This is a genomic window from Corynebacterium pseudopelargi (assembly GCF_003814005.1).
Lineage (GTDB): Bacteria > Actinomycetota > Actinomycetes > Mycobacteriales > Mycobacteriaceae > Corynebacterium > Corynebacterium pseudopelargi.
Genome location: NZ_CP033898.1, coordinates 1534289 through 1552675 on the forward strand (window position 1 = coordinate 1534289; position 18387 = coordinate 1552675).

At 58.2% G+C, this 18387-nt stretch carries 17 protein-coding genes; 3 read left to right on the forward strand and 14 right to left on the reverse strand.

All coding sequences use genetic code 11. The features are described from left to right. Nucleotides 1-53: 53 nt before the first annotated feature. From dapC to typA, 6 genes are all read right to left on the reverse strand, one after another. On the reverse strand, nucleotides 54-1136 hold the full coding sequence (gene dapC / locus CPPEL_RS07135) for a succinyldiaminopimelate transaminase (protein ID WP_123960471.1): 1083 nt from the start codon (nucleotides 1134-1136) through the stop codon (nucleotides 54-56). Between the two features lie 33 nt (nucleotides 1137-1169). Next, on the reverse strand, nucleotides 1170-1487 hold the full coding sequence (gene fdxA, locus CPPEL_RS07140) for a ferredoxin (RefSeq protein ID WP_123960472.1): 318 nt from the start codon (nucleotides 1485-1487) through the stop codon (nucleotides 1170-1172). A gap of 52 nt (nucleotides 1488-1539) precedes the next feature. Further along, entirely contained in the window at nucleotides 1540-1935 is a 396-nt protein-coding gene (locus CPPEL_RS07145) for a hypothetical protein (RefSeq protein ID WP_123961274.1), read from the reverse strand. 51 nt (nucleotides 1936-1986) lie between these two features. Next, nucleotides 1987-2874 (reverse strand): N-acetyl-1-D-myo-inositol-2-amino-2-deoxy-alpha-D-glucopyranoside deacetylase, encoded by an 888-nt coding sequence (gene mshB / locus CPPEL_RS07150; RefSeq protein WP_123961275.1) that lies wholly within the window; start codon nucleotides 2872-2874, stop codon nucleotides 1987-1989. Further along, nucleotides 2874-4406: an ABC transporter family substrate-binding protein gene (locus CPPEL_RS07155; RefSeq protein ID WP_123960473.1), complete on the reverse strand. Its 1533-nt coding sequence runs from the start codon at nucleotides 4404-4406 to the stop codon at nucleotides 2874-2876. The genes mshB and CPPEL_RS07155 overlap by 1 nt, the downstream gene beginning before the upstream one ends. Before the next feature lie 64 nt (nucleotides 4407-4470). Beyond that, entirely contained in the window at nucleotides 4471-6381 is a 1911-nt protein-coding gene (gene typA, locus CPPEL_RS07160) for a translational GTPase TypA (protein WP_123960474.1), read from the reverse strand. Between the two features lie 595 nt (nucleotides 6382-6976). On the opposite strand from typA, the gene CPPEL_RS07165 reads away from it, so the two are divergent. Together CPPEL_RS07165 and CPPEL_RS07170 are read left to right on the forward strand one after the other, a co-directional pair. Further along, entirely contained in the window at nucleotides 6977-7645 is a 669-nt protein-coding gene (locus CPPEL_RS07165) for an Rv1157c family protein (protein ID WP_245990414.1), read from the forward strand. Then, a complete protein-coding gene (locus CPPEL_RS07170) occupies nucleotides 7646-8182 on the forward strand; it encodes a ribonuclease FAU-1 family protein (RefSeq protein ID WP_123960475.1) in 537 nt (178 codons plus the stop codon). Nucleotides 8183-8305: 123 nt separating this feature from the next. Here the strand turns inward: CPPEL_RS07170 and CPPEL_RS07175 are convergent, their stop codons facing one another. The 7 genes from CPPEL_RS07175 to CPPEL_RS07205 form a co-directional block, all read right to left on the reverse strand. Then, a complete protein-coding gene (locus CPPEL_RS07175; protein ID WP_123960476.1) occupies nucleotides 8306-9970 on the reverse strand; it encodes a dipeptide ABC transporter ATP-binding protein in 1665 nt (554 codons plus the stop codon). Then, nucleotides 9971-10954, reverse strand: coding sequence for an ABC transporter permease (locus CPPEL_RS07180; RefSeq protein WP_123960477.1), 984 nt, complete (start codon nucleotides 10952-10954; stop codon nucleotides 9971-9973). Further along, nucleotides 10947-11873 (reverse strand): ABC transporter permease, encoded by a 927-nt coding sequence (locus CPPEL_RS07185; RefSeq protein WP_123960478.1) that lies wholly within the window; start codon nucleotides 11871-11873, stop codon nucleotides 10947-10949. Before CPPEL_RS07185 ends, CPPEL_RS07180 begins: the two co-directional genes overlap by 8 nt. Before the next feature lie 135 nt (nucleotides 11874-12008). After that, entirely contained in the window at nucleotides 12009-13583 is a 1575-nt protein-coding gene (locus CPPEL_RS07190) for a peptide ABC transporter substrate-binding protein (RefSeq protein WP_123960479.1), read from the reverse strand. A 121-nt stretch (nucleotides 13584-13704) separates the two neighbouring features. Continuing rightward, nucleotides 13705-14184, reverse strand: a complete 480-nt coding sequence (locus tag CPPEL_RS07195) for a nucleoside/nucleotide kinase family protein (protein WP_123960480.1) — start codon at nucleotides 14182-14184, stop codon at nucleotides 13705-13707. Then, complete coding sequence (locus tag CPPEL_RS07200) at nucleotides 14181-15011, reverse strand: energy-coupling factor transporter transmembrane component T family protein (RefSeq protein WP_123960481.1); 831 nt, start codon at nucleotides 15009-15011, stop codon at nucleotides 14181-14183. The genes CPPEL_RS07195 and CPPEL_RS07200 overlap by 4 nt, the downstream gene beginning before the upstream one ends. Continuing rightward, entirely contained in the window at nucleotides 15008-16393 is a 1386-nt protein-coding gene (locus CPPEL_RS07205; RefSeq protein WP_123960482.1) for an ABC transporter ATP-binding protein, read from the reverse strand. Before CPPEL_RS07205 ends, CPPEL_RS07200 begins: the two co-directional genes overlap by 4 nt. 38 nt (nucleotides 16394-16431) lie before the next feature. On the opposite strand from CPPEL_RS07205, the gene CPPEL_RS07210 reads away from it, so the two are divergent. Further along, on the forward strand, nucleotides 16432-17538 hold the full coding sequence (locus tag CPPEL_RS07210; protein WP_123960483.1) for a chloride channel protein: 1107 nt from the start codon (nucleotides 16432-16434) through the stop codon (nucleotides 17536-17538). Here CPPEL_RS07210 and CPPEL_RS07215 read toward each other — a convergent pair. Beyond that, complete coding sequence (locus CPPEL_RS07215; RefSeq protein WP_123960484.1) at nucleotides 17483-18076, reverse strand: ECF transporter S component; 594 nt, start codon at nucleotides 18074-18076, stop codon at nucleotides 17483-17485. The two genes, CPPEL_RS07210 and CPPEL_RS07215, sit on opposite strands and share 56 nt — an antisense overlap. Between the last annotated feature and the right edge of the window lie 311 nt (nucleotides 18077-18387).

Below are 18387 nucleotides of genomic sequence, written 5' to 3' on the forward strand. Positions count from 1 at the left end.
ACGAGCTAACCCGAGCTATCTTACGCTCAAGTAGCCTTCAGGTTAAGCAAGGTCTAGCTCAGCCGCTGCGCTACCTGTTCGCACTGCTCCAAGCTGGCGGTAAGCGCAACGCGCACGAAGCGCTCTCCGGCAGGACCATAGAAGGCACCGGGAGCAACGAGGATGCCACGCTCGGCAAACCACTGCACTGTGTCCCAGCAATCCTCATCGCGGGTGATCCACAGATACAGGCCTGCCTCTGAATGCTCGATGCGGAATCCCGCATCCACCAAAGCGCGCATTAACACTGCGCGTCGATTGGCGTAGCGCAGCTTTTGGGCTTGTTCTTGATCGTCATCTTCAAGCGCTGCCACGGTGGCTGCCTGGATTGGCCCTGGCATCATCAACCCGGCGTGCTTGCGTACCTCGGTGAGCTCGGCAATCAGCTCGGCATCGCCGGCGAAAAAGCCCGAGCGATACGCAGCCAGGTTGGAGGTTTTAGAAAGGGAGTGGATGGCGAGCAGGTTGGCGTAATCTCCTGCGCTAACCGCTGGATCCAAAATGGAGGCGGCTTGGCCTTCCCAGCTCAAACCCAGGTAGCACTCGTCAGAGGCCAAGATGGCGTCGTGTTCGCGTGCGTAATCCACCCAGGCGCGCAGTTGCTCGTGGTTTGCCACTGCACCGGTTGGGTTGGAAGGAGAATTAATAAAGATCAGATCGACGTCTTCTGCATCCGCAGGCGGGGTGCTTGCCCGCAGCGGCGTGGCGCCGGCAAGCAGCGCTGCCACCTCGTAGGTGGGATAGGCGACCTCGGGGATGATCACGGTGCCACGAACCCCGAGCAGGGAAGGCAACAGCGCGATGGCTTCCTTGGTGCCAATCACCGGCAGCACCGCCGGGGCGGGGTCAATGCCGTAGCGGCGCGCCAAGGAATCGACGATGGCTTGGCGCAGTTGGGGTGTGCCGATGGTTTGCGGGTAGCCACCGGGGGCGCCAGCTTCTGCAAGCGCGAGCTGGATGCCGGGCGCTACGTCGTCGACAGGCGAACCCACAGAAAGGTTGATTAACCCGTCTGGGTGTTGGGATGCCTGAGCCTTGGCTGGTTCGAGAGAGTTCCAGGGGAAATCAGGCAGCGTCGAAGACGACGGTGTGCGCACGGGTGGCTCCTTTGCAGCGAAAGAGTGTGGCGGCTAGGCCTGGGGTGGCAGTTCGGCCACCATCGGGGCGTCGAACTCTTGAGGGCCGAGCTTGGCGGCACCACCGGGAGAGCCGAGATCATCAAAGAAGGCGGCGTTGGCGTCGTTGTAGTCGATCCACTCATCGGGAACATCGTCTTCGTAGAAGATGGCCTCGACGGGGCAGGCGGGCTCGCAGGCACCGCAGTCGACGCACTCATCGGGGTGGATATAGAGGGAACGCTTGCCCTCATAGATGCAATCGACGGGGCACTCTTCTACACAAGAGCGATCCATGACATCAACGCAAGGTTGTGCGATTGTGTACGTCATTGAAAGTACAGTCTCCAAATTCCAAACAGTTGGCTTAATCTGCCTTATTATGTCACTTCGCACGCAGCATAGGCCACACGCCTCCGGCTATGCCAGCAAGAAGTAATAAAATCGAGCGGATTCCTGGAACTAATACCGTATCGCCTGCACCACCGGTGGCCAACACGAATAAAAAGAACCCCAGCACCCACACCCCAAGCGGAAGAAACTTCCACGGCGATGCAGGCGCCCAAAGCATTGCGGTTTTGCTTAAGACCAGGTTAAACAGCAACGCAATCACCACCGTATAGGGCACGGGCACACCAGCGATCCAGGTGCCTAGGTAAATCACTTCTAAAAACACCGAAATCAGCGCGCCAAGGCACAGCCACAACAGGCCGAATGCGGCCTCGGTTTTACTAAAACCCTGGTGCACATAGGCCTGGCGCTCGCGCCTGGATCCTGTCACCTGCTGCTTGCCCGAATGTTCATCTGTGTGGGGTTGATCCTTGGCGGCCACTTAGAGTCCTTCCATTGGATCATTCGATGCGGGCGCTTCGCTAAGGGTGCCGCCGCCAAGGCGATAGTGTTCTTCACGCAACAACGGCTGGGCAATCAAGTTAGAAAGCGCAAATACCGCGGGCACCAATTCTGGGTCGTCTACCTGAGCCGTTGCCGCGTGGGGGTTGGTGGCAGAGGTCGTGCCATCGGCAATCCACAACTGAGTCGCGTGCGCCTTCATGCCGTTGAGTTTTGCCGTCCAGCTTCGTGGATCAAGTGCAACGGTGATATCCACGTCATTGACGCAGGCAAGCTCGCCCGGTAACGCTTCACGCCAACCGTGCGGAATCTGCGTGATGGCCGCGAGGCCACGATTGAGCATGGTGCGGGAGGTAACGGCCCAAAGGATGCGTGGCACTGGCACTACCTTGGCTGCTTCGTGGGTGATGTGGTGGGCGCGCACATGATCTGGGTGCCCATATCCCCCATCAGGCCCATAGGTGATCACCAGATCGGGCTGCAGCCTGCGAAAGACTTCTACCAGTGCCTCCACCGATGCAGGCCCTGAAGAAATAAACGCCCGCTCATGTTCATTTGAGGGCGCACCGATCATGCCGGAATCGCGCCAGGTGCCTGCGCCACCTAAGAACTCTCCTTGCACGCCGAGTGCTTGCAGTGCCGCGCGCCATTCGCTGATGCGGAAACCGCCGAGTTGATCGGCAGCATCTGCCACCAATCCTTGAAGGGGCTCGCCGATGACTTCGCCTTCTTCACCCAAGGTGCAGGTAACGACGGTCACTTCAGCACCTCTGGCGGCTAATTGCGCCAGCAGGCCGCCGGTCCAAATGGATTCATCATCGGGGTGTGCATGCACTGCCACCACAGATTTTCCTAATAGGTCGCGCATCATTGTCCTTTGTTTATGGTCCATTCGGCTAAAGAAGATAACCCGGCTGGCCAACGTTCCAGCGAGGGATTCGGCCCAACGATACCCCTGCCCAAAGCCTGCAGGCGCACGTCGCGCACAATCACGGTACTAAGATGCTCGGCTGCTTCAAGCTCTTTCGCGGCCGCAGCCAAATCCTCGCTCGTGGCTTTCCCTGCAATTACCTGATCAATGATGGCTTCTACCTCCGGTACGCACATGGTGGAAAGGTTGGCTGCTACGACCTCGCCGTCACAGTGATACTGATCGCGGTCGATGGCAGGAGTCCAAGTAATGAGCGCATCGAGTTCGCCTTCGGGCAGGGCGTTTTGGAAAAGATCGGTGGTATCAGAGGTTTCTATGGTGGCAGGAATGTCTGCGTTGCGTAGGACGTCGACAAGCGCCCTGGTGGCGGCCAAAGCGGCGGGATCGGAAGGATCAACGCCGATCACCACGGGCCTGCCCAAAGATCGCAGTGCCTCCGGTTGAGGCTCAATGGCCTCAAGGGGTTGCTCCACCTCAAGGGCAGTGCTGCGCCCGGTGGCCAAACGCGCCAGGGTTGCAGGCTCGATCATCGAAGCCAGACTTGCCCGCTGCTCAGTATTGAGCTTGGTGGTGGCGGTTACCTGCAACCTACGATCCAACACCGTGGTACGCACCTGGGTATCCGGGATGAGCTTGAAGGTGTCGGTGGCGACTTCGGTGGGAGTCATATCCACAAAACTCAACTGGCCCGAACGAAGCATCTCTGCTGCCTGAGGCAGTGAGCGGACCTCGACAAACTGCAGCGTTTCTACCTGAGCAGGCTTAGCTCCCCAGAAACGATCATTGCGGTTTAGGGTAATCACCCCGCGGCTGCGATCAACGCTATTGAGCGAAAAGCGCCAACCCGATGCGGGAATATCCTCCCGCAACGCCTGATCAAAGCCAGATTCATCCTTGAGCACATGGCTTGGCAGCAGGTTTAAAAACATTGTCTGCCAATGAGCAATCGGCTGATCAAAATCCACAAAGACCGTCCTGCCACCATTGGCCGAACGAATATCGCTAATGGCCCGGTAGCGTGCGGCATCGAGTGTGCCAGGCGTTTGGGCTACGCCACTGCGCAGATACTCAAAATCGGAGACGGTAATTGGGGTGCCATCAGACCATTGGGCCTCAGGGTTGATGTCATAACGAATGGTCAAGGCCGTGTCATCGGCAGGGGTGACGGGCTTGGCGGATTCTAGAAGATCCTTGTTCATCTGCCCATCAACAAAGGTGCTTGGCAGCACGAGCTGGGCTAAGGTGCGCACGAATTCCGAATCATCAGCCAAAAGGTGCGGATTCAGCCCCGCATAGATGGGATCAATGCCAACGCTTAAGCGCGCCGGTTCATCGGGGGTTTGTGTAGTGCTGGTGGCAACCGCTTTGCTGGGCCTGGCTTGTTCTACCGGCGCAGGCCCGGGGTTAGCCGAACATGCAGCAAGCACCGCCGCCAGAGCGAAGATGCTGGTGCGGTGCTTGATTGACATGAAGATAGATTTTAGCGCAGCGCAAGGCTCAAAACCTTTAGGGCTTTGAGCAGCGTTGGTGCTGCTACTTATTGCGTGCCTTTTCGCGCGAACGGGCGCGGGCGCGTTCGGTAGCGTTCAGGATCACCTTGCGCACGCGCAGCGTCTCGGGGGTTACCTCAACGCATTCATCTTGACCACAGAACTCCATGGCCTCGTCCAAAGAAAGCGAACGTGCCTTGGCCAAGGTGACGGTGGCATCGGCGGTAGCAGAGCGCATATTGGTGAGCTTCTTTTCGCGCGTGATGTTGATATCCATATCCTCATCACGGTTATTGGCGCCCACAACCATGCCCTCATAAGCCTCGGTGCCTGGCTCCACAAAGAAGGAACCGCGATCAGCCAATTGCATCAGTGCATAGGCGGTGATCTGTCCGGAACGGTCTGCAACCAAAGAGCCGGTGGCGCGATCTTTAATCTCGCCAGCCCAAGGCTCAAGGCCTTCGGAGTAGTGGTTGGCAATACCGGTGCCGCGGGTTTCCGTCATGAACGTGGTGCGGAAGCCGATCAGGCCGCGGGCAGGAACCTTAAATTCCATGCGCACCCAATCATCGGAGATGTTGTCCATGGCCACCATCTGTCCCTTGCGCGAAGCCATCAACTGCGTCACAGCACCCTGGTATTCGCTGGGCACGTCGATCACCATGTGCTCATAGGGCTCATAGAGCTTGCCGTCGATTTCCTGGGTCACTACCTGTGGCTTGCCCACGGTAAGTTCGAAGCCTTCGCGGCGCATCGTTTCTACCAACACCGACAACGCCATCTCGCCACGGCCTTGAACTTCCCAGGCATCGGGGCGCTCGGTGGGCAGCACGCGCAGGGACACGTTACCGATGAGCTCTTGATCAAGGCGAGCCTTGACCATGCGTGCGGTGAGCTTATCGCCACCACCGCGGCCAGCCAGCGGCGAGGTGTTCACGCCGATGGTCATGGAGATCGCTGGCTCATCGACGGTGATGCGCGGCAGCGGGTTGGGGTGCTCGGGATCTGCGAGGGTATCGCCGATCATCACATTGTCAATGCCGGAAATAGCGGCAATATCGCCTGCTACAACCTCATCGGCAGGAACGCGGGTCACGCCAACGGTGCGCAGCAGCTCTGCAATCTTGGCGGTCTTGGTGTGCTGATTGCCCTCTTCGTCATAGTGAATCCAGGCAACCTGCTGGCCCTTTTTCACGCTGCCGGAGTGCACACGGATCAAGCCGATGCGCCCCAGGAAGGAAGAGGAGTCCAGGTTGGTCACGTGCGCCTGCAGCGGACCATCGATATCGGCGGTGGGTTCGGGCATGACGTCGTAGATCACGTCGAACAGTGCCTGCAGATCTTCTGCATCCGGCACGTTGCCATTGCCCGGGTTCTCGGTCGAGGCCTTGCCCTCGCGCCCGGAGGCATAGAGCACGGGCAGATCGAGGAGGTTTTCTGCAGCTTCGGCAGCCTCTGGATCATCAATGGCGCTAGCGAGTTCGAGCAGGAGATCGTGGGCTTCTTCCACCACTTCATCGATGCGGGCATCTGGGCGGTCAGTCTTGTTGACCAAGATGATCACCGGCATTTTGGCAGCAAGTGCCTTGCCAAGCACGAAGCGGGTTTGCGGCAGCGGACCTTCGGATGCGTCGATCAGCAGCACCACGCCATCGACCATGGAAAGCGCGCGTTCTACCTCGCCACCGAAGTCGGCGTGGCCGGGGGTGTCGATGACGTTGATCACGAGATCGTTGCCGTCTTTGCCAGCGCCCTGGCGTCGAATAGCGGTGTTCTTAGCCAGGATGGTGATGCCCTTTTCCTTTTCCAGGTCCCCGGAATCCATCACACGATCAACGACTTCTGCGTGGGCATCGAATGCCCCGGACTGACGCAGCATTGCGTCGACAAGCGTGGTTTTGCCGTGGTCAACGTGCGCGACGATGGCAACATTGCGGAATTCTGGACGGGTCAAAGGAGATCTCCTGGGGTTTAGCTGCTGCACCCGATGGATCGTGGGCGCAGGTGTACAGCGTTTCAACAGTACTGCACCGTGGGTACAAGTGCACCTTTTCTCAAATTTTCCCGCGCAGGTTCGGGGGCCAAATCGTGCTTTTCTCGTCTCCTACTAGGGCTTGCCAGAAGCTTGTCGACGCTCCACCCCAGCGAATTAACGTGGCGGGGTTATAGGGAGTGCTGCCTTGAAGTTCGGGCTTTAATTATTGCGGCCTTGTTTTCTAAAACAAGGCCGCTTACTTGACTGTAGATATGTTTCTGCACAAATTTTTCTTGGGCGTACTTGTTGTGATGCTTAAGTTGATTGGCAAGGGCGCGAAGGACTGCTAAGCTGCTCAAAAAGTAACGAATTGATAACAATGCTGTGATTTTCCTGGTAGTGGCGTTTTTGACTCATCTGGCGAAACTTGCAGCGCTTCCCGTCTTGACATGCGCAAACGTGGGGCTATTGTTACTTGAGTACGCTTGTGTGACTAAAGAGTTGGAGACACGCCGAGAGAATTCTCAAAATCTCCTGTCAACACTCACACCCTGACTTCTAGGAAAGGCACACCGTGACCCTTCTTTCTCGAAAGGCGCTTGCTGCCGCCGCCATGGCGCTGAGCCTCGGCTTTGGCTCTGCACCCGTGGTGCAGGCAGCCCCACTATTTCCCGTTGAGGATCTCGGTTTGCCCATCGACAACCTGGGCCGGCCAAAGCAAGAAGTGCTCGACGCCGCCAAGGACTTCGCCCAAAAGCTGCCCGAGCAGCAGCGCGAACAGCTCCTCGCCGCCATCCGCTTCTACGAAGGCCCCAGCAGGTCCAACACCCTCCTGCCCGATAATGCACCGGTATTTACCCAGTTTTTCTGGCCGGTGGTAGCCGGCAAGTGCATCGACGGCAAGTTCGATTCCACCGGCACCGCCATCGCCGTGGCAGGCCCTGCACCAATCCCCGCACCCAAGCCCGGTGTGGGAGAAGCCACCTTCGTGTTCACCGCGTTGGGCACCCGCCCCCTTGCAGGCGAACAGAACATGAATGTGCACTGGTTTAATATCGACACCCTCAAAGGTGGCACCACCAAGCTTGGCGATCACGGCATTAACCCCCAAGGCCCATCCACTGTGTCTGGCAAAGCCGAAACCGGACGCGGCCGCGTGGTGGCCTTGCTCGAGGGAACCGTGGGCACCCAGGATGGTCCTTGCAACTACTTCCCCACCACGGCAGCGTTTGTGGTGATGTAAATGGTGGATCTGCACCCGGTAAAAAGCGAGTCCTTTGACACGACTGCGTCTTTAAACACCGACCCCAAAGGTTTTCTGCGCCAGGTTGATACCTTCAAAGAAACCGAGTTTGGCCTCTACATGGCCAGAGGTGCAGATCACCCACGCTTTGGTTACCTCGAATCCTGGCTCCTGCCCGACCTCGGCCTGCGTGCCAATATCTTCCACTTCCGCGATGGTGTGGATGCACGCATGGACTTCTACTTCGATATCGCCGATATCTCTAAATCCGAAGGCGTGTGGCACACCCGCGATCTGTATGTAGACCTGGTAAGCGTGTGCGGCGAGCCCGTGAAGGTGATGGATATTGATGAGCTCGCCGCTGCCACCAGCGAAGGCCTGATCAGTGCCGACGAGGCCGAGCGCGCCATCGACGCCACCCTGGCAGCCGTAGAGGGCATTACCCGCCACAGCGACGATCCAATGGCTTGGCTAGCCTCCATGGGCATCAGCCTGGATTGGGCCGAGCATGTAGATCTCATGCCCGCAGGCTCTTAAACACTCCGGCACGCAATCACACCGGAGAAACCGAACAGCTATATAGGCCCATGCTCAAAGGGGGCGCAACGTACTGTTGCGCCCCCTTTGGTGCTTATATCCAAGCAGGTCTGCGGTGGTGTTTTAGAGCAGACCCAAACCTGGCACGGAGTTGATCAGATCCCTGGTGTATTCCTGCTGCGGATCAGCAAAGATCTGATCGGTGGTGCCGCGTTCCACCAAACGACCCTGCTCCATCACCACGACCTCATCTGCGGTTTGGCGTACCACAGCAAGGTCGTGGGTGATAAAGAGGTAGCTCAAGTGGAGTTCTTCTTGCAATTCTGTGAGCAACTGCAAGATCTGGTGCTGCACCAGCACGTCGAGTGCCGATACGGCCTCATCTAACACCACCACTTCTGGGTTGAGTGCAAGGGCTCTGGCCACCGCGATGCGCTGGCGTTGGCCACCTGAGAGCTCATTGGGGTATCGGCGCATGGCCGAGCGAGGCATGGCCACCATATCCAGCAACTCCGCTACGCGCTGTTCACGCTCTTTGCGGTTGCCAACCTTGTGCACCACCAAGGGCTCTTCGATGCAGCGATAGATCGAATACATCGGGTCCAAGGAGCCATAGGGGTTTTGGAACACCACCTGCAGCTTGCGGCGCATATCAAAGGTTTCTTTGCCGCTGAGCTTGGTGATGTCTTTGCCCTTATACAGCACCCTGCCGCTAGTGGGTTCGAGCAGCTTGAGAATCATATTGGCCACGGTGGATTTACCCGAACCGGATTCGCCCACGATAGCGAGCGTGGTGCCTTCGCGTAGCCCGAAACTTACGTCATCTACTGCGCGGAGTTCTTTCTTTGCACCGCGTGCACCGCGCACATCAAAGACCTTAGTAAGGTGCTCAACTTTGATCACATCTGCTGCTTCAACATCGTGCTCAGCCACCAACACTTCTTCTGCCTGTACGCCGGCGGCCTTGGCCGATTGGATGCGCGAAGAAGCAAGCGACGGTGCTGCATTGACAAGACGTTGGGTATAGGGGTGCTGGGGATCGCGCAGGATCTCAAGCGAAGGGCCAGATTCCACGATGCGCCCGCGGTGCATCACCACAAGGTGTTCGGCGCGCTCTGCTGCAAGGCCAAGATCGTGGGTAATAAACAGCACCGCGGTGCCGAGGTCCTTGGTTAAGGTGCCCAGGTGATCCAGGATTCGTTTTTGCACCGTCACGTCAAGCGCCGAGGTTGGTTCGTCAGCGATGAGCAGGCGCGGACGGGCTGCAAGGCCCATACCGATCAAGGCGCGTTGGCGCATACCGCCGGAAAATTCATGCGGGTACTGCTTGGCGCGGCGTTCTGCGTCGGGAAGCCCTGCCTCTTCAAGCAATTGGGTGACAGCCGCATCCATTTCGGAGGCCTTGACTACGTTGTTTGCCTTGAGTGCCTCTTTGATCTGCGTGCCAATTTTCCACACAGGATTGAGGTTGCTCATTGGATCTTGAGGCACCAGGCCAATCATGGACCCACGATATTCCTGCATCTGCTTATCGTTAAGCCCGGTGATGTCTTTGCCTTCAAAGCGAATCTTGCCCTTGGTTACCTTTCCGGTTCCAGGCAACAGTCCGATGATGGCCATAGCGGTGGTGGATTTACCCGAACCCGATTCACCCACGATGGCCACTGATTGGCCGGGGTAGATCTTTAAGTTCGCACCACGTACCGCCTCGACGGTGCCGGTGGAAGACTCGAAGGCGATGTGGAGATCTTCGAGCTCGAGTAGTGGGGATGGTTGCTGCGTAGTCATTTAACGCTTCCTCGCCTTCGGATCAAGGGCGTCGCGTACCACGTCGCCCATCATGATAAAGCTCAGCACCGTCGCGCCCAGGGCCATGGCTGGGTAGAACAACACCATTGGTTGGGTGCGCAGGGAGGCCTGTGCCTTAGCAATGTCGCCACCCCAAGACACGATCGTGGGCGGCAGGCCAATACCAAGGAAGGACAAGGTTGCCTCGGCCACGATGAAGGTACCGAGTGCCACCGTTGCATAAACGATGATGGGGGCAGCCGCATTGGGCAAGATGTGCTTGCCCAGGATGTACCACTTGCTTGCGCCAACGGCCTTGGCTGCGGTGACGAACTCTTCGTTCTTGGTGGCCATGACGGTGCCGCGGGTAATACGGGCAATCGAGGTCCAGCCGAAGAAGGCCAACACCACCACCACGGTAAGGATGGTGCGATATTCCTTGAATACCTGCATCACCACGATGGCAGCGAGCACCAGTGGGACGGCAAAGAAGATGTCGGTGATACGCGAGAGAATCGCATCGAGGATGCCACCGAAGTAGCCGGCGAGTGCGCCGATGGTGGTGCCGATGATAACCACGAGCAGTGTGGTGAGCACGCCTACGCTTACCGACGCCCGCGCGCCGTAGATCATGCGGGCATAAATATCGCAGCCCTGTCGATCAAATCCGAAGGGATGCCCTGCACTTGGCTTGTCCAGGGATTTGGAAAGCTCGCAGAAGGTCGGGTCGGTGGAGGTAAAAAGTTGGGGCACGATAGCCAGCAGCAGGGCTGCGGCAATCAAAATCGCAGAGACCCAGAACATGGGACGCTTGCGTAGGTATTTCCACGCTTCTCCCCACACTGAGGTAGGGGCTGAATCATCGCGTACTGCGTCTACGGCACCGAGGCCAGTTTCATCGACCTCTGCCACGAAGCGCTCTTGACCGGGTAGTGGCTGATAGGTAGCCCGGTTATCCTGCGTGTTCTTGGATGAATTAGGCATAGCGGATCCTTGGGTCGAGCAGGGCGTAGAGAAGGTCAACGATCAGATTGGCCACGATGTAGACGATGACCAACACGGTGGTAAACGACACCACGGTGGTGGGCTCACCTTTGAGGATCGCCTGATAGATGGTGCCACCAACACCGTTGATGCCGAAGATGCCCTCGGTAACGATCGCGCCACCCATGAGCGCACCAAGGTCGGTGCCGAGGAAGGTGACCACGGGGATCAGCGAGTTACGCAGCACATGCCGGCGAGTGACCTCTCCCCCGCTTAAGCCCTTCGCGCGTGCGGTGCGCACATAGTCTGCGCGGAGATTATCGGAGACCGATTGGCGGGTCAGTCGGATTACGTAGGCGCACGACAACGCGCCAAGAACCACCGCTGGCATGAGCAGTGACTTCACTGAAGCATTCGCGCCGACGGTCACCGGGAGGATTCCCCATTTCACGCCAACGAAGAACTGGAGCAAAAAGCCGATCACGAAGGAGGGAACAGCGATCACGAGCAGGGAGAGCACCAAGACGGTGGAATCGAAGAAGCCGCCGCGGCGCATACCGGCGAACACGCCGAAGGCCACGCCGAGGATCATCTCGAAGATCAAGGCCATCACGGCCAATTTGATGGTCACAGGATAGGCATTGGCCATGACTTCGCTTACCGGCCGGCCTGAGAAGGTGGTGCCGAAGTCGAGGGTGAAAATGCCTTTGATGTACAGCAGGTATTGGACGATGAATGGTTTGTCCAGGTTGTATTCCGCCGTGAGTCTTGCTCTGGCTGCCTCTGTTAAGCCACGATCGCCACCAAGGGCCTCGATCGGGTCGCCGGGCATGAGAAAGACCATGGCGTACAGCAGCAGGGTGGCACCAAAAAATACAGGGATCATCTGTAAGATTCGGCGCCCAACGTAGCGCAACATGGTGGTGTTCCTTTTAAGAATGTTCGGGTGGGTGTTACTCGAAAGTGTAAACTTTCGCCGATATGCAAAGCCCCGGCCGCCGGGGTGTGGCGACCGGGGGACATACCGTGAGCCGCAAGGCCTAGGGCAAGTGCATTACTTCTTTTCGACCGCAGCGTACTCAGGCAGCGAGTTCCAGCTAAAGGTCACGTTGCTGACCTTGTCGGAGGAACCACCGGTGACGTTGGAGTACCACAGCGGCACAGCAGGAAGGTCACGGAAGAGGATCTCTTCTGCCGACTGGTATTCCTTAATACCTTCTTCAACATCCTTCTTGTTCGCAGCCTTCTTCACCTTGGCGTCGAACTCTGGGTTGGAGTAATCACCATCGTTGGAAGAAGCGTTGGTGACGTAGAGGGGAACCAGGAAGTTTCCAATTGCCGGGTAGTCTGCCTGCCAACCGGAGCGGAAAGCACCCTTGATGGTGCGCTTCTTCACGTCATCGCGCAGGGACTTGAAGTCTGGGTAGGGGTTACCCGAGGCCTCGATGCCGAGGTTGTTGCGAAGCTGGTTGCTCACAGCATCTGCCCATGCCTGGTGTCCGCCATCGGAGTTATAGGCAATGGTGAATTCGCCGGTGAACTTGGAAATGGCATCTGCCTTCTTCCACAGCTCCTTGGCCTTTTCGGGATCGAACTTCAGCACATCGGAGTTTTCCAGATCATCCTTGTAGCCATCGATCACCGGAGAGGTGAAGTCCTTGGCAGGGGTACGAGTGCCCTCGAAGATGGTCTTGGTTACCTCATCACGGTCAATGGCGTGGGAGATAGCCTGCCTGCGCAGCTTGCCTTCCTCGCCGCTGAAGTGCTCGAGCTTCTCGGGGATGGTGATGGACTGGAATACCGCTGCAGGCTGGTTTACTGCACGATCGCCCAACTCATCTTCAAAGGTGGAGAATGCGGAATCCGGAACGGCATCCAGCACATCCAAGTTGCCGGCGAGTAGGTCTGCGTAGGCTGCGTCTTGGGAGCTGTAGAAGATGAACTTCACGCCATCATTCTTGGCTTCGTTTTCGCCTTGGTACTTCTCATTGGGCACCAGGGTTGCAGATTCCTGGTGGTTCCATTCCTTGAGCACGTACGGGCCAGAACCCACCGGGTTTTCACCGGCACTGTCCAGATCTTCAAGCTGCTTCGAAGGCATGACAAAGAACGCGGTGTAGCCGAGGCGGGTGGGGAAATCCGATTCGGGTTGCTCAAGCTCGACGGTGAAGGTGCGGTCGTCGACCACCTTGAGGCCTTCGAGTTCTTTTACGCCTTCGCCGTAGCCCTTGATGGGCTCGAAGAAGAATTCATTCATCATGCTGTTTGCCACAGCAGCGTTCCAGGTATCGACGTAGTCCTGGGCAGTGATCGGGCTGCCGTCGGAGAACTCAAGACCTTCTTTGAGCTTGATCTTGTAGGTCTTCTCGCCCTCCAAGTCGATGGACTCGGCTTGATCGTTGTGTGGCTTGCCGTCAATGTCGTAGTGCACCAAACCGGAGTAGAGCAGCTCGACAATCCTGCCGCCGCCGGTTTCGTTCGTGTCGGCCGGGATCAAAGAATTCTGAGGCTCAGAACCATTCGCGGTGACGTAGTTTTCGCCTTCAGAGGCTCCGTCCGAGGAGCAGGCCGCCAGGCCTAAGACAACGGTGGCTGAGGTAGCAATCGCTACTGTCTTTTTCAGATGCATCAGCTTCTCCCTGTGCGTATTCCAACGGTTGCTGTACTACAGAAGCTGCAGCAAAGCCTGGACTATGCGGTTCACTCTAGCAGCAGGCTCGGGGGTAAGAGGGAGAATCGGAACAAAAAATTCAGACGTTTTCGGAAACCGGAGCGCCCATCCACCAACGCACATCGGGGGTAGGCATGACAGAAAAATGAAATTGTTCCTGTTTGGCCCAACGCTGCCAGAAAGGTAAATATTCAGGATCGCGCGCTATGGCGCGAGCCTTGCGCCACTGCTCAGGACCATCAAAGACCACACTCAGCACCTCCCCTTTTGCGCGGGCAGCAGCAAGGGTGGCAGGAGTCAACGCTCCTACCCCTTCGATGATGAGGTGCTCGCCTTGTACATAGCGCCACGGGCCTTGGGTGTTGTTGTGCCAATCCCAGCAGCGATAGCGGCCGTGGCCGATGATCTGTTCTGCCGCAATAGCACTGCCAGCAGCCAGTCCATCCCAGCCTGGGTACACATCGTCCATGCTCACCAAAGGCCAAGCAAGCAAAGAGGCAAGGCCTTTGGCAAAGGTCGTTTTTCCGGCGCCAGAGGGGCCGTCGATAAGCACAATCATGCGCCAAATAACCGCAGGTAGCCCGACCAAGCCGCGATGGCCAAAGAAGCACTAGACAGGCACAAGCAGGAGGCCATGAGCACAACGTCTGGAAGATGCAAGGTTGAAGGGCGTGCCCAAGTGCGATTGGGATGGGCGCCAAAACCGCGGGCCTCCATGGCAGTCGATAGCTTGGCACCGCGCCTAAGTGTGAGCACCAACAGGCCGAAGGTGAGCGAAAAGGCCTTGCGCACCACGTTTTCTTCTCCAAGCCCCCTAGCCCGGCGCGCCCTGCGCATCGAAGCCCAATCCCTACGCGCTAAGCCCAACATGCGCCCGGCGGCCACCGCGCCGATCACGAAGCGTTCAGGCAATTTCAGGATTTGTGCGAGGCCATCGCCTAATTCGGTGGCATTGATATTGCTTAGCAGCACAATCGCTGGAAGCCCGAGCGCAAACACGCGCACCATCACCGCCAAGGCCAAGGAGATGGAGTTATCGGTGATGTGGGCAAAGCCGAAAGAGACATACTCTTTTCCCTCGGGCGCGCCATAGAGCAGCATGGAAGTCCCGGCTAAAGGTGCGGCGATACACAGCGGGAGGCTGCGTTTGAGCATGCGCTTCAGCCCTGGTCCGATGATCAACGCCATCGCGATGGTGCCGGCCACTGCCACCGCAGAAGACACCACATCCACGCTCACCAGCAGCGGGGTGGCTAAGAGCATCAGGCCGAGAATGCGCGCGACGGGGTTAAAGGTAACCCGCACCTTCGCGTTGGGGGCAACCTCGCGGTGTTCTTGGCCGCTGGGTGTGAGGTTTTGGTTGGCATCAGGTGTTTGCTGCGTCATAGCTGAATCTCCTGATCTCCGAGCGCGCGGCGGAATAGCGCATCGTGGGTAATAGAGCACACGCTTAAACCCTGGTCGCGCTGCTGGCTGAGCAGCTCCACTAAGGCAAGGAAGGTTTTTCGGTCTTGGCCAAAGGTCGGCTCGTCGAGCAGCATGATCTTCGGCGAGTGAATCAACACGGTAGCCACCGAAAGCCTGCGCTTTTGCCCACCGGAAAGCGTAAAAGGATTGGCCTCGGCTAAGGCATCGAGGCCGAGGGTTTCTAGCACCTCATCGGCGCGGCGCTCATCGGCAGCGCTGACCTCTCCCCTGGCACGCAAGCCCACCAGCATTTCCTCACGCACCGTCTTAGCCACAAACTGGTGCTCGGGATCTTGGAATACGTAGCCGATGCGCTGCGCTAGGGCTTGAGATTTCCATTTCCTTGGATCAAGCGTGGAGGTGCCAAAGAGTTCCTTGGAGGCTCGCACCTGCCCGCCGTGGGGATCAAGCAATCCGGCCAAGGTGAGCATGAGTGTGGTTTTCCCTGTGCCATTGGCCCCGGTAATCACCGTGGAACAGCCCCGCGGTAATTGGATCAGGCGCTGATGCCCAAGGGCATGGTCCCAGCCATAACGTAGATCAATCCCTTCAAGCGCAGGGGCGTTGCTGGCACATTCGGGTTTGGCATCGGGCAGATCTGGATCTACGCCCGGCACCCACACGCCTTCGGCTGCAAGGCGGGCGCCTTGTTGTTCGAGCACGGCCTCAGGTGTGCCGTCGGCAAGCACCCCTGTTTGGCCGATCACGATGATGCGATCTACATGCTCAACCCAGGTGGCAACGCGGTGCTCGACCACAATCAGCGTGGTATCAAGCCGGCTTGCCGCTGCAACGACTTCTTCTACACCTTGGGGGTCGAGGTTGGCGGTGGGCTCATCCAACAGCACAATATCGGCGCCCATGGCCAGCACTCCTGCAAGGGCAAGGCGTTGTTTTTGGCCACCGGAAAGGGCGTGTGTGGGGTGATCAAGCGGCAAGTCAAGGCCTACTTGTTCGAGTGCTCGGGGTACGCGGCGCCAGATTTCCTCGCGCGGAATTTGTAGATTTTCGCAGCCAAAGGCCACGTCATCGCCTACTCGTTGGGAGATCACCTGCGCATCTGGGTCTTGCAGCACCATGCCGCAGATGCCCTGGACGTTGATGTGCCCGCTGTGTTCGCCCTCGTCTTCACCTAACAGCCCCGCGATCGAGTGCAGCAGCGTTGATTTGCCGGAACCAGATGCGCCAAGCAGCAGCACTTTTTCTCCGGCCTCAATATCAAAGCTGATGTTTTCTAGGGCAAAGCGCCGCCTGCTGGCGTGGCGGTAGGCGTAGTCCCGCAGGGAAATGTGGGGGCTCATGAGGTGAGGTTGTTCCTTTCGGCCTGAGCAGATGTGCCATGCTGATGCGTATGAAAGATCGCCTGAGGGTTGCGCTGTGCGTGATACTCGCGGGAGTATCCGCAGGTCTTGTCGGCGCAGCGATGTCGTGGGGCATCCACGTGGTTGAAGCTCACCTGAGTGTGTGGCTGAGCCTCGTGCTTGGCATTGGCGCAGGTGTGCTGTGGTGGCAGGTGCGTCGCCGCAAAGATTCCAGTGCCTCGCAGCTTTTCGACGCCCTGGCGCAAACCATCGCCGTAGGCGCCGGTGCATCGCTGGGCCGTGAGCAAGCACCCCGACAAGTAGCGGCCCTGGTTGCCCGCAAACTGTGGATGCCGCCAACACAACGTGAAACCCTGGCGGCCGCGGCCGCCGGTGCTGGCTTGGCCGCGGTATATAACATTCCGCTGGCGGGTGTGCTGTACACCTTGGAAGTCATGCCCATTCGCCGCACGAAGCGTTTGTGTGTTTTTGCCATTGCTTGCTGTGGCATCGCCACGCTGACGGCCTGGCCCTTGCTGGGTGGCGGGGCCTTTTATTCCATTCCTGAGCCTCAAATCGATCAACGCACCATCTTGCTTATTGCCCCGGTGATCGCACTTGGCATGGGGCTGGGGTGGGTGTTTCGCCAAGGAGCCGTCCGGCAAGTTAGCGCGAGAGTGCAAGGCCCTTGGCTGATCCTGAGCGTGCCGGTGGCAATTGCTGCGGTGCTGCTTGTTGCCCAAGGGTTGCCGGAGGTTCCGGGCAATGGGCAATTGCTGCTAGATTTCACCTTCCATTCCCCCTTGCAGTGGCAACATGGCGCAGCGCTGGTGGCAGCAAAGCTGCTGCTTACTTGGCTATGCCTTCGTGCTGGTGCCGCCGGCGGCGTGCTTACTCCATCGCTTGCGGTAGGTGGTACAGCAGGTGGTGTACTGGGCACGCTCTGCGGAGCTGATCCCCTCACCCTAGCGTTGGTGGGTGCGGCGAGCAGTTTGGCCACCACCCAGCGCGCACCACTGTTTGCTGCGGTGATGACGATCGAGCTGACACATCCTTCAGCACTGGTGAGCTGCCTGATGTTGGCTATTGCTATACCAATTTCCTTGCTTCACGCCCGGCGCCAAAGCGGTCCAACACACCGGTAGCAGCCAGCGCCTTGACCAGGTAGTAGCCCACCACACCGGCCAAGATGGCACCGGAGATAGAAAGGCTGATCAGGTAGCTGACGTTAAACAGCACAGATTTGGCGTAGTTGGCTGAAAGGAAGAACTCCAGCACGAAGGCACCCACGCCAGCGCCTACGCCAGCTAGTGCAGCAACGGGCAAACCGAAGCGCTTATAGGCAAAGAATAGGAAGATCAGCTCCGCACCAATACCTTGGGCTAGGCCGGAGTAGACCGTTTCAATGCCCCACTGATTACCCAGCACCGCAGAAACGATAGCGGCGAGCAGCTCCACATAGATCGCCGCGAAGGGTTTGCGGATGATCAAGCCGCCGAGTACGCCACCGAGCAACCAAATGCCAGCGGCAATACCGCCAAAGCCTGGGGTTAGTGCATTGGCCGCCGCGTACCAGGCATAGCCGATACCGTTCCATACCCAAAAGATCAGGCCTGTTGCAATGCCCAGCACGCTTGCTGTGACGATGTCGATGACGCGCCAGTTTTGAGCTAATTTCGCCATAGTGTCTTCCTCCGCCGGCATTACCCGGATCAGGTTGGACGGTTCGCACCGCGCCGAGGGAGCCGTGTGTATTCCCATACTGCGGTGGATCTCAGCCCAGCCGTTGCTTTGCTTAGGCAAAACAGGCGCCGGGCTCCCGTGAATGTTGTGGTGTTCGCCCCGAGATACTACAGCATCACCCCCAAGCGCCCATGCGGTGGACTTCAGGCTGCATATAAGGGGCACTTGAGCTGTGAAGCCCCGGTGATCGCCACCGCACCGCGCGGTGCTGGCTTGGAGGTGGTAGGTGCTGGAGGTATTAGGTGCTGCGT

Excerpts from the sequence above, each read along its gene's own strand:
- fdxA (WP_123960472.1), bottom strand. The coding sequence starts at position 1,487 with ATGACGTACACAATCGCACAACCTTGCGTTGATGTCATGGATCGCTCT.
- mshB (WP_123961275.1), bottom strand. The coding sequence starts at position 2,874 with ATGCGCGACCTATTAGGAAAATCTGTGGTGGCAGTGCATGCACACCCC.
- CPPEL_RS07155 (WP_123960473.1), bottom strand. The coding sequence starts at position 4,406 with ATGTCAATCAAGCACCGCACCAGCATCTTCGCTCTGGCGGCGGTGCTT.
- CPPEL_RS07170 (WP_123960475.1), top strand. The coding sequence starts at position 7,646 with ATGGTGGATCTGCACCCGGTAAAAAGCGAGTCCTTTGACACGACTGCG.
- CPPEL_RS07175 (WP_123960476.1), bottom strand. The coding sequence starts at position 9,970 with ATGACTACGCAGCAACCATCCCCACTACTCGAGCTCGAAGATCTCCAC.
- CPPEL_RS07180 (WP_123960477.1), bottom strand. The coding sequence starts at position 10,954 with ATGCCTAATTCATCCAAGAACACGCAGGATAACCGGGCTACCTATCAG.
- CPPEL_RS07185 (WP_123960478.1), bottom strand. The coding sequence starts at position 11,873 with ATGTTGCGCTACGTTGGGCGCCGAATCTTACAGATGATCCCTGTATTT.
- CPPEL_RS07190 (WP_123960479.1), bottom strand. The coding sequence starts at position 13,583 with ATGCATCTGAAAAAGACAGTAGCGATTGCTACCTCAGCCACCGTTGTC.
- CPPEL_RS07195 (WP_123960480.1), bottom strand. The coding sequence starts at position 14,184 with ATGATTGTGCTTATCGACGGCCCCTCTGGCGCCGGAAAAACGACCTTT.
- CPPEL_RS07200 (WP_123960481.1), bottom strand. The coding sequence starts at position 15,011 with ATGACGCAGCAAACACCTGATGCCAACCAAAACCTCACACCCAGCGGC.
- CPPEL_RS07205 (WP_123960482.1), bottom strand. The coding sequence starts at position 16,393 with ATGAGCCCCCACATTTCCCTGCGGGACTACGCCTACCGCCACGCCAGC.
- CPPEL_RS07210 (WP_123960483.1), top strand. The coding sequence starts at position 16,432 with ATGCTGATGCGTATGAAAGATCGCCTGAGGGTTGCGCTGTGCGTGATA.
- CPPEL_RS07215 (WP_123960484.1), bottom strand. The coding sequence starts at position 18,076 with ATGGCGAAATTAGCTCAAAACTGGCGCGTCATCGACATCGTCACAGCA.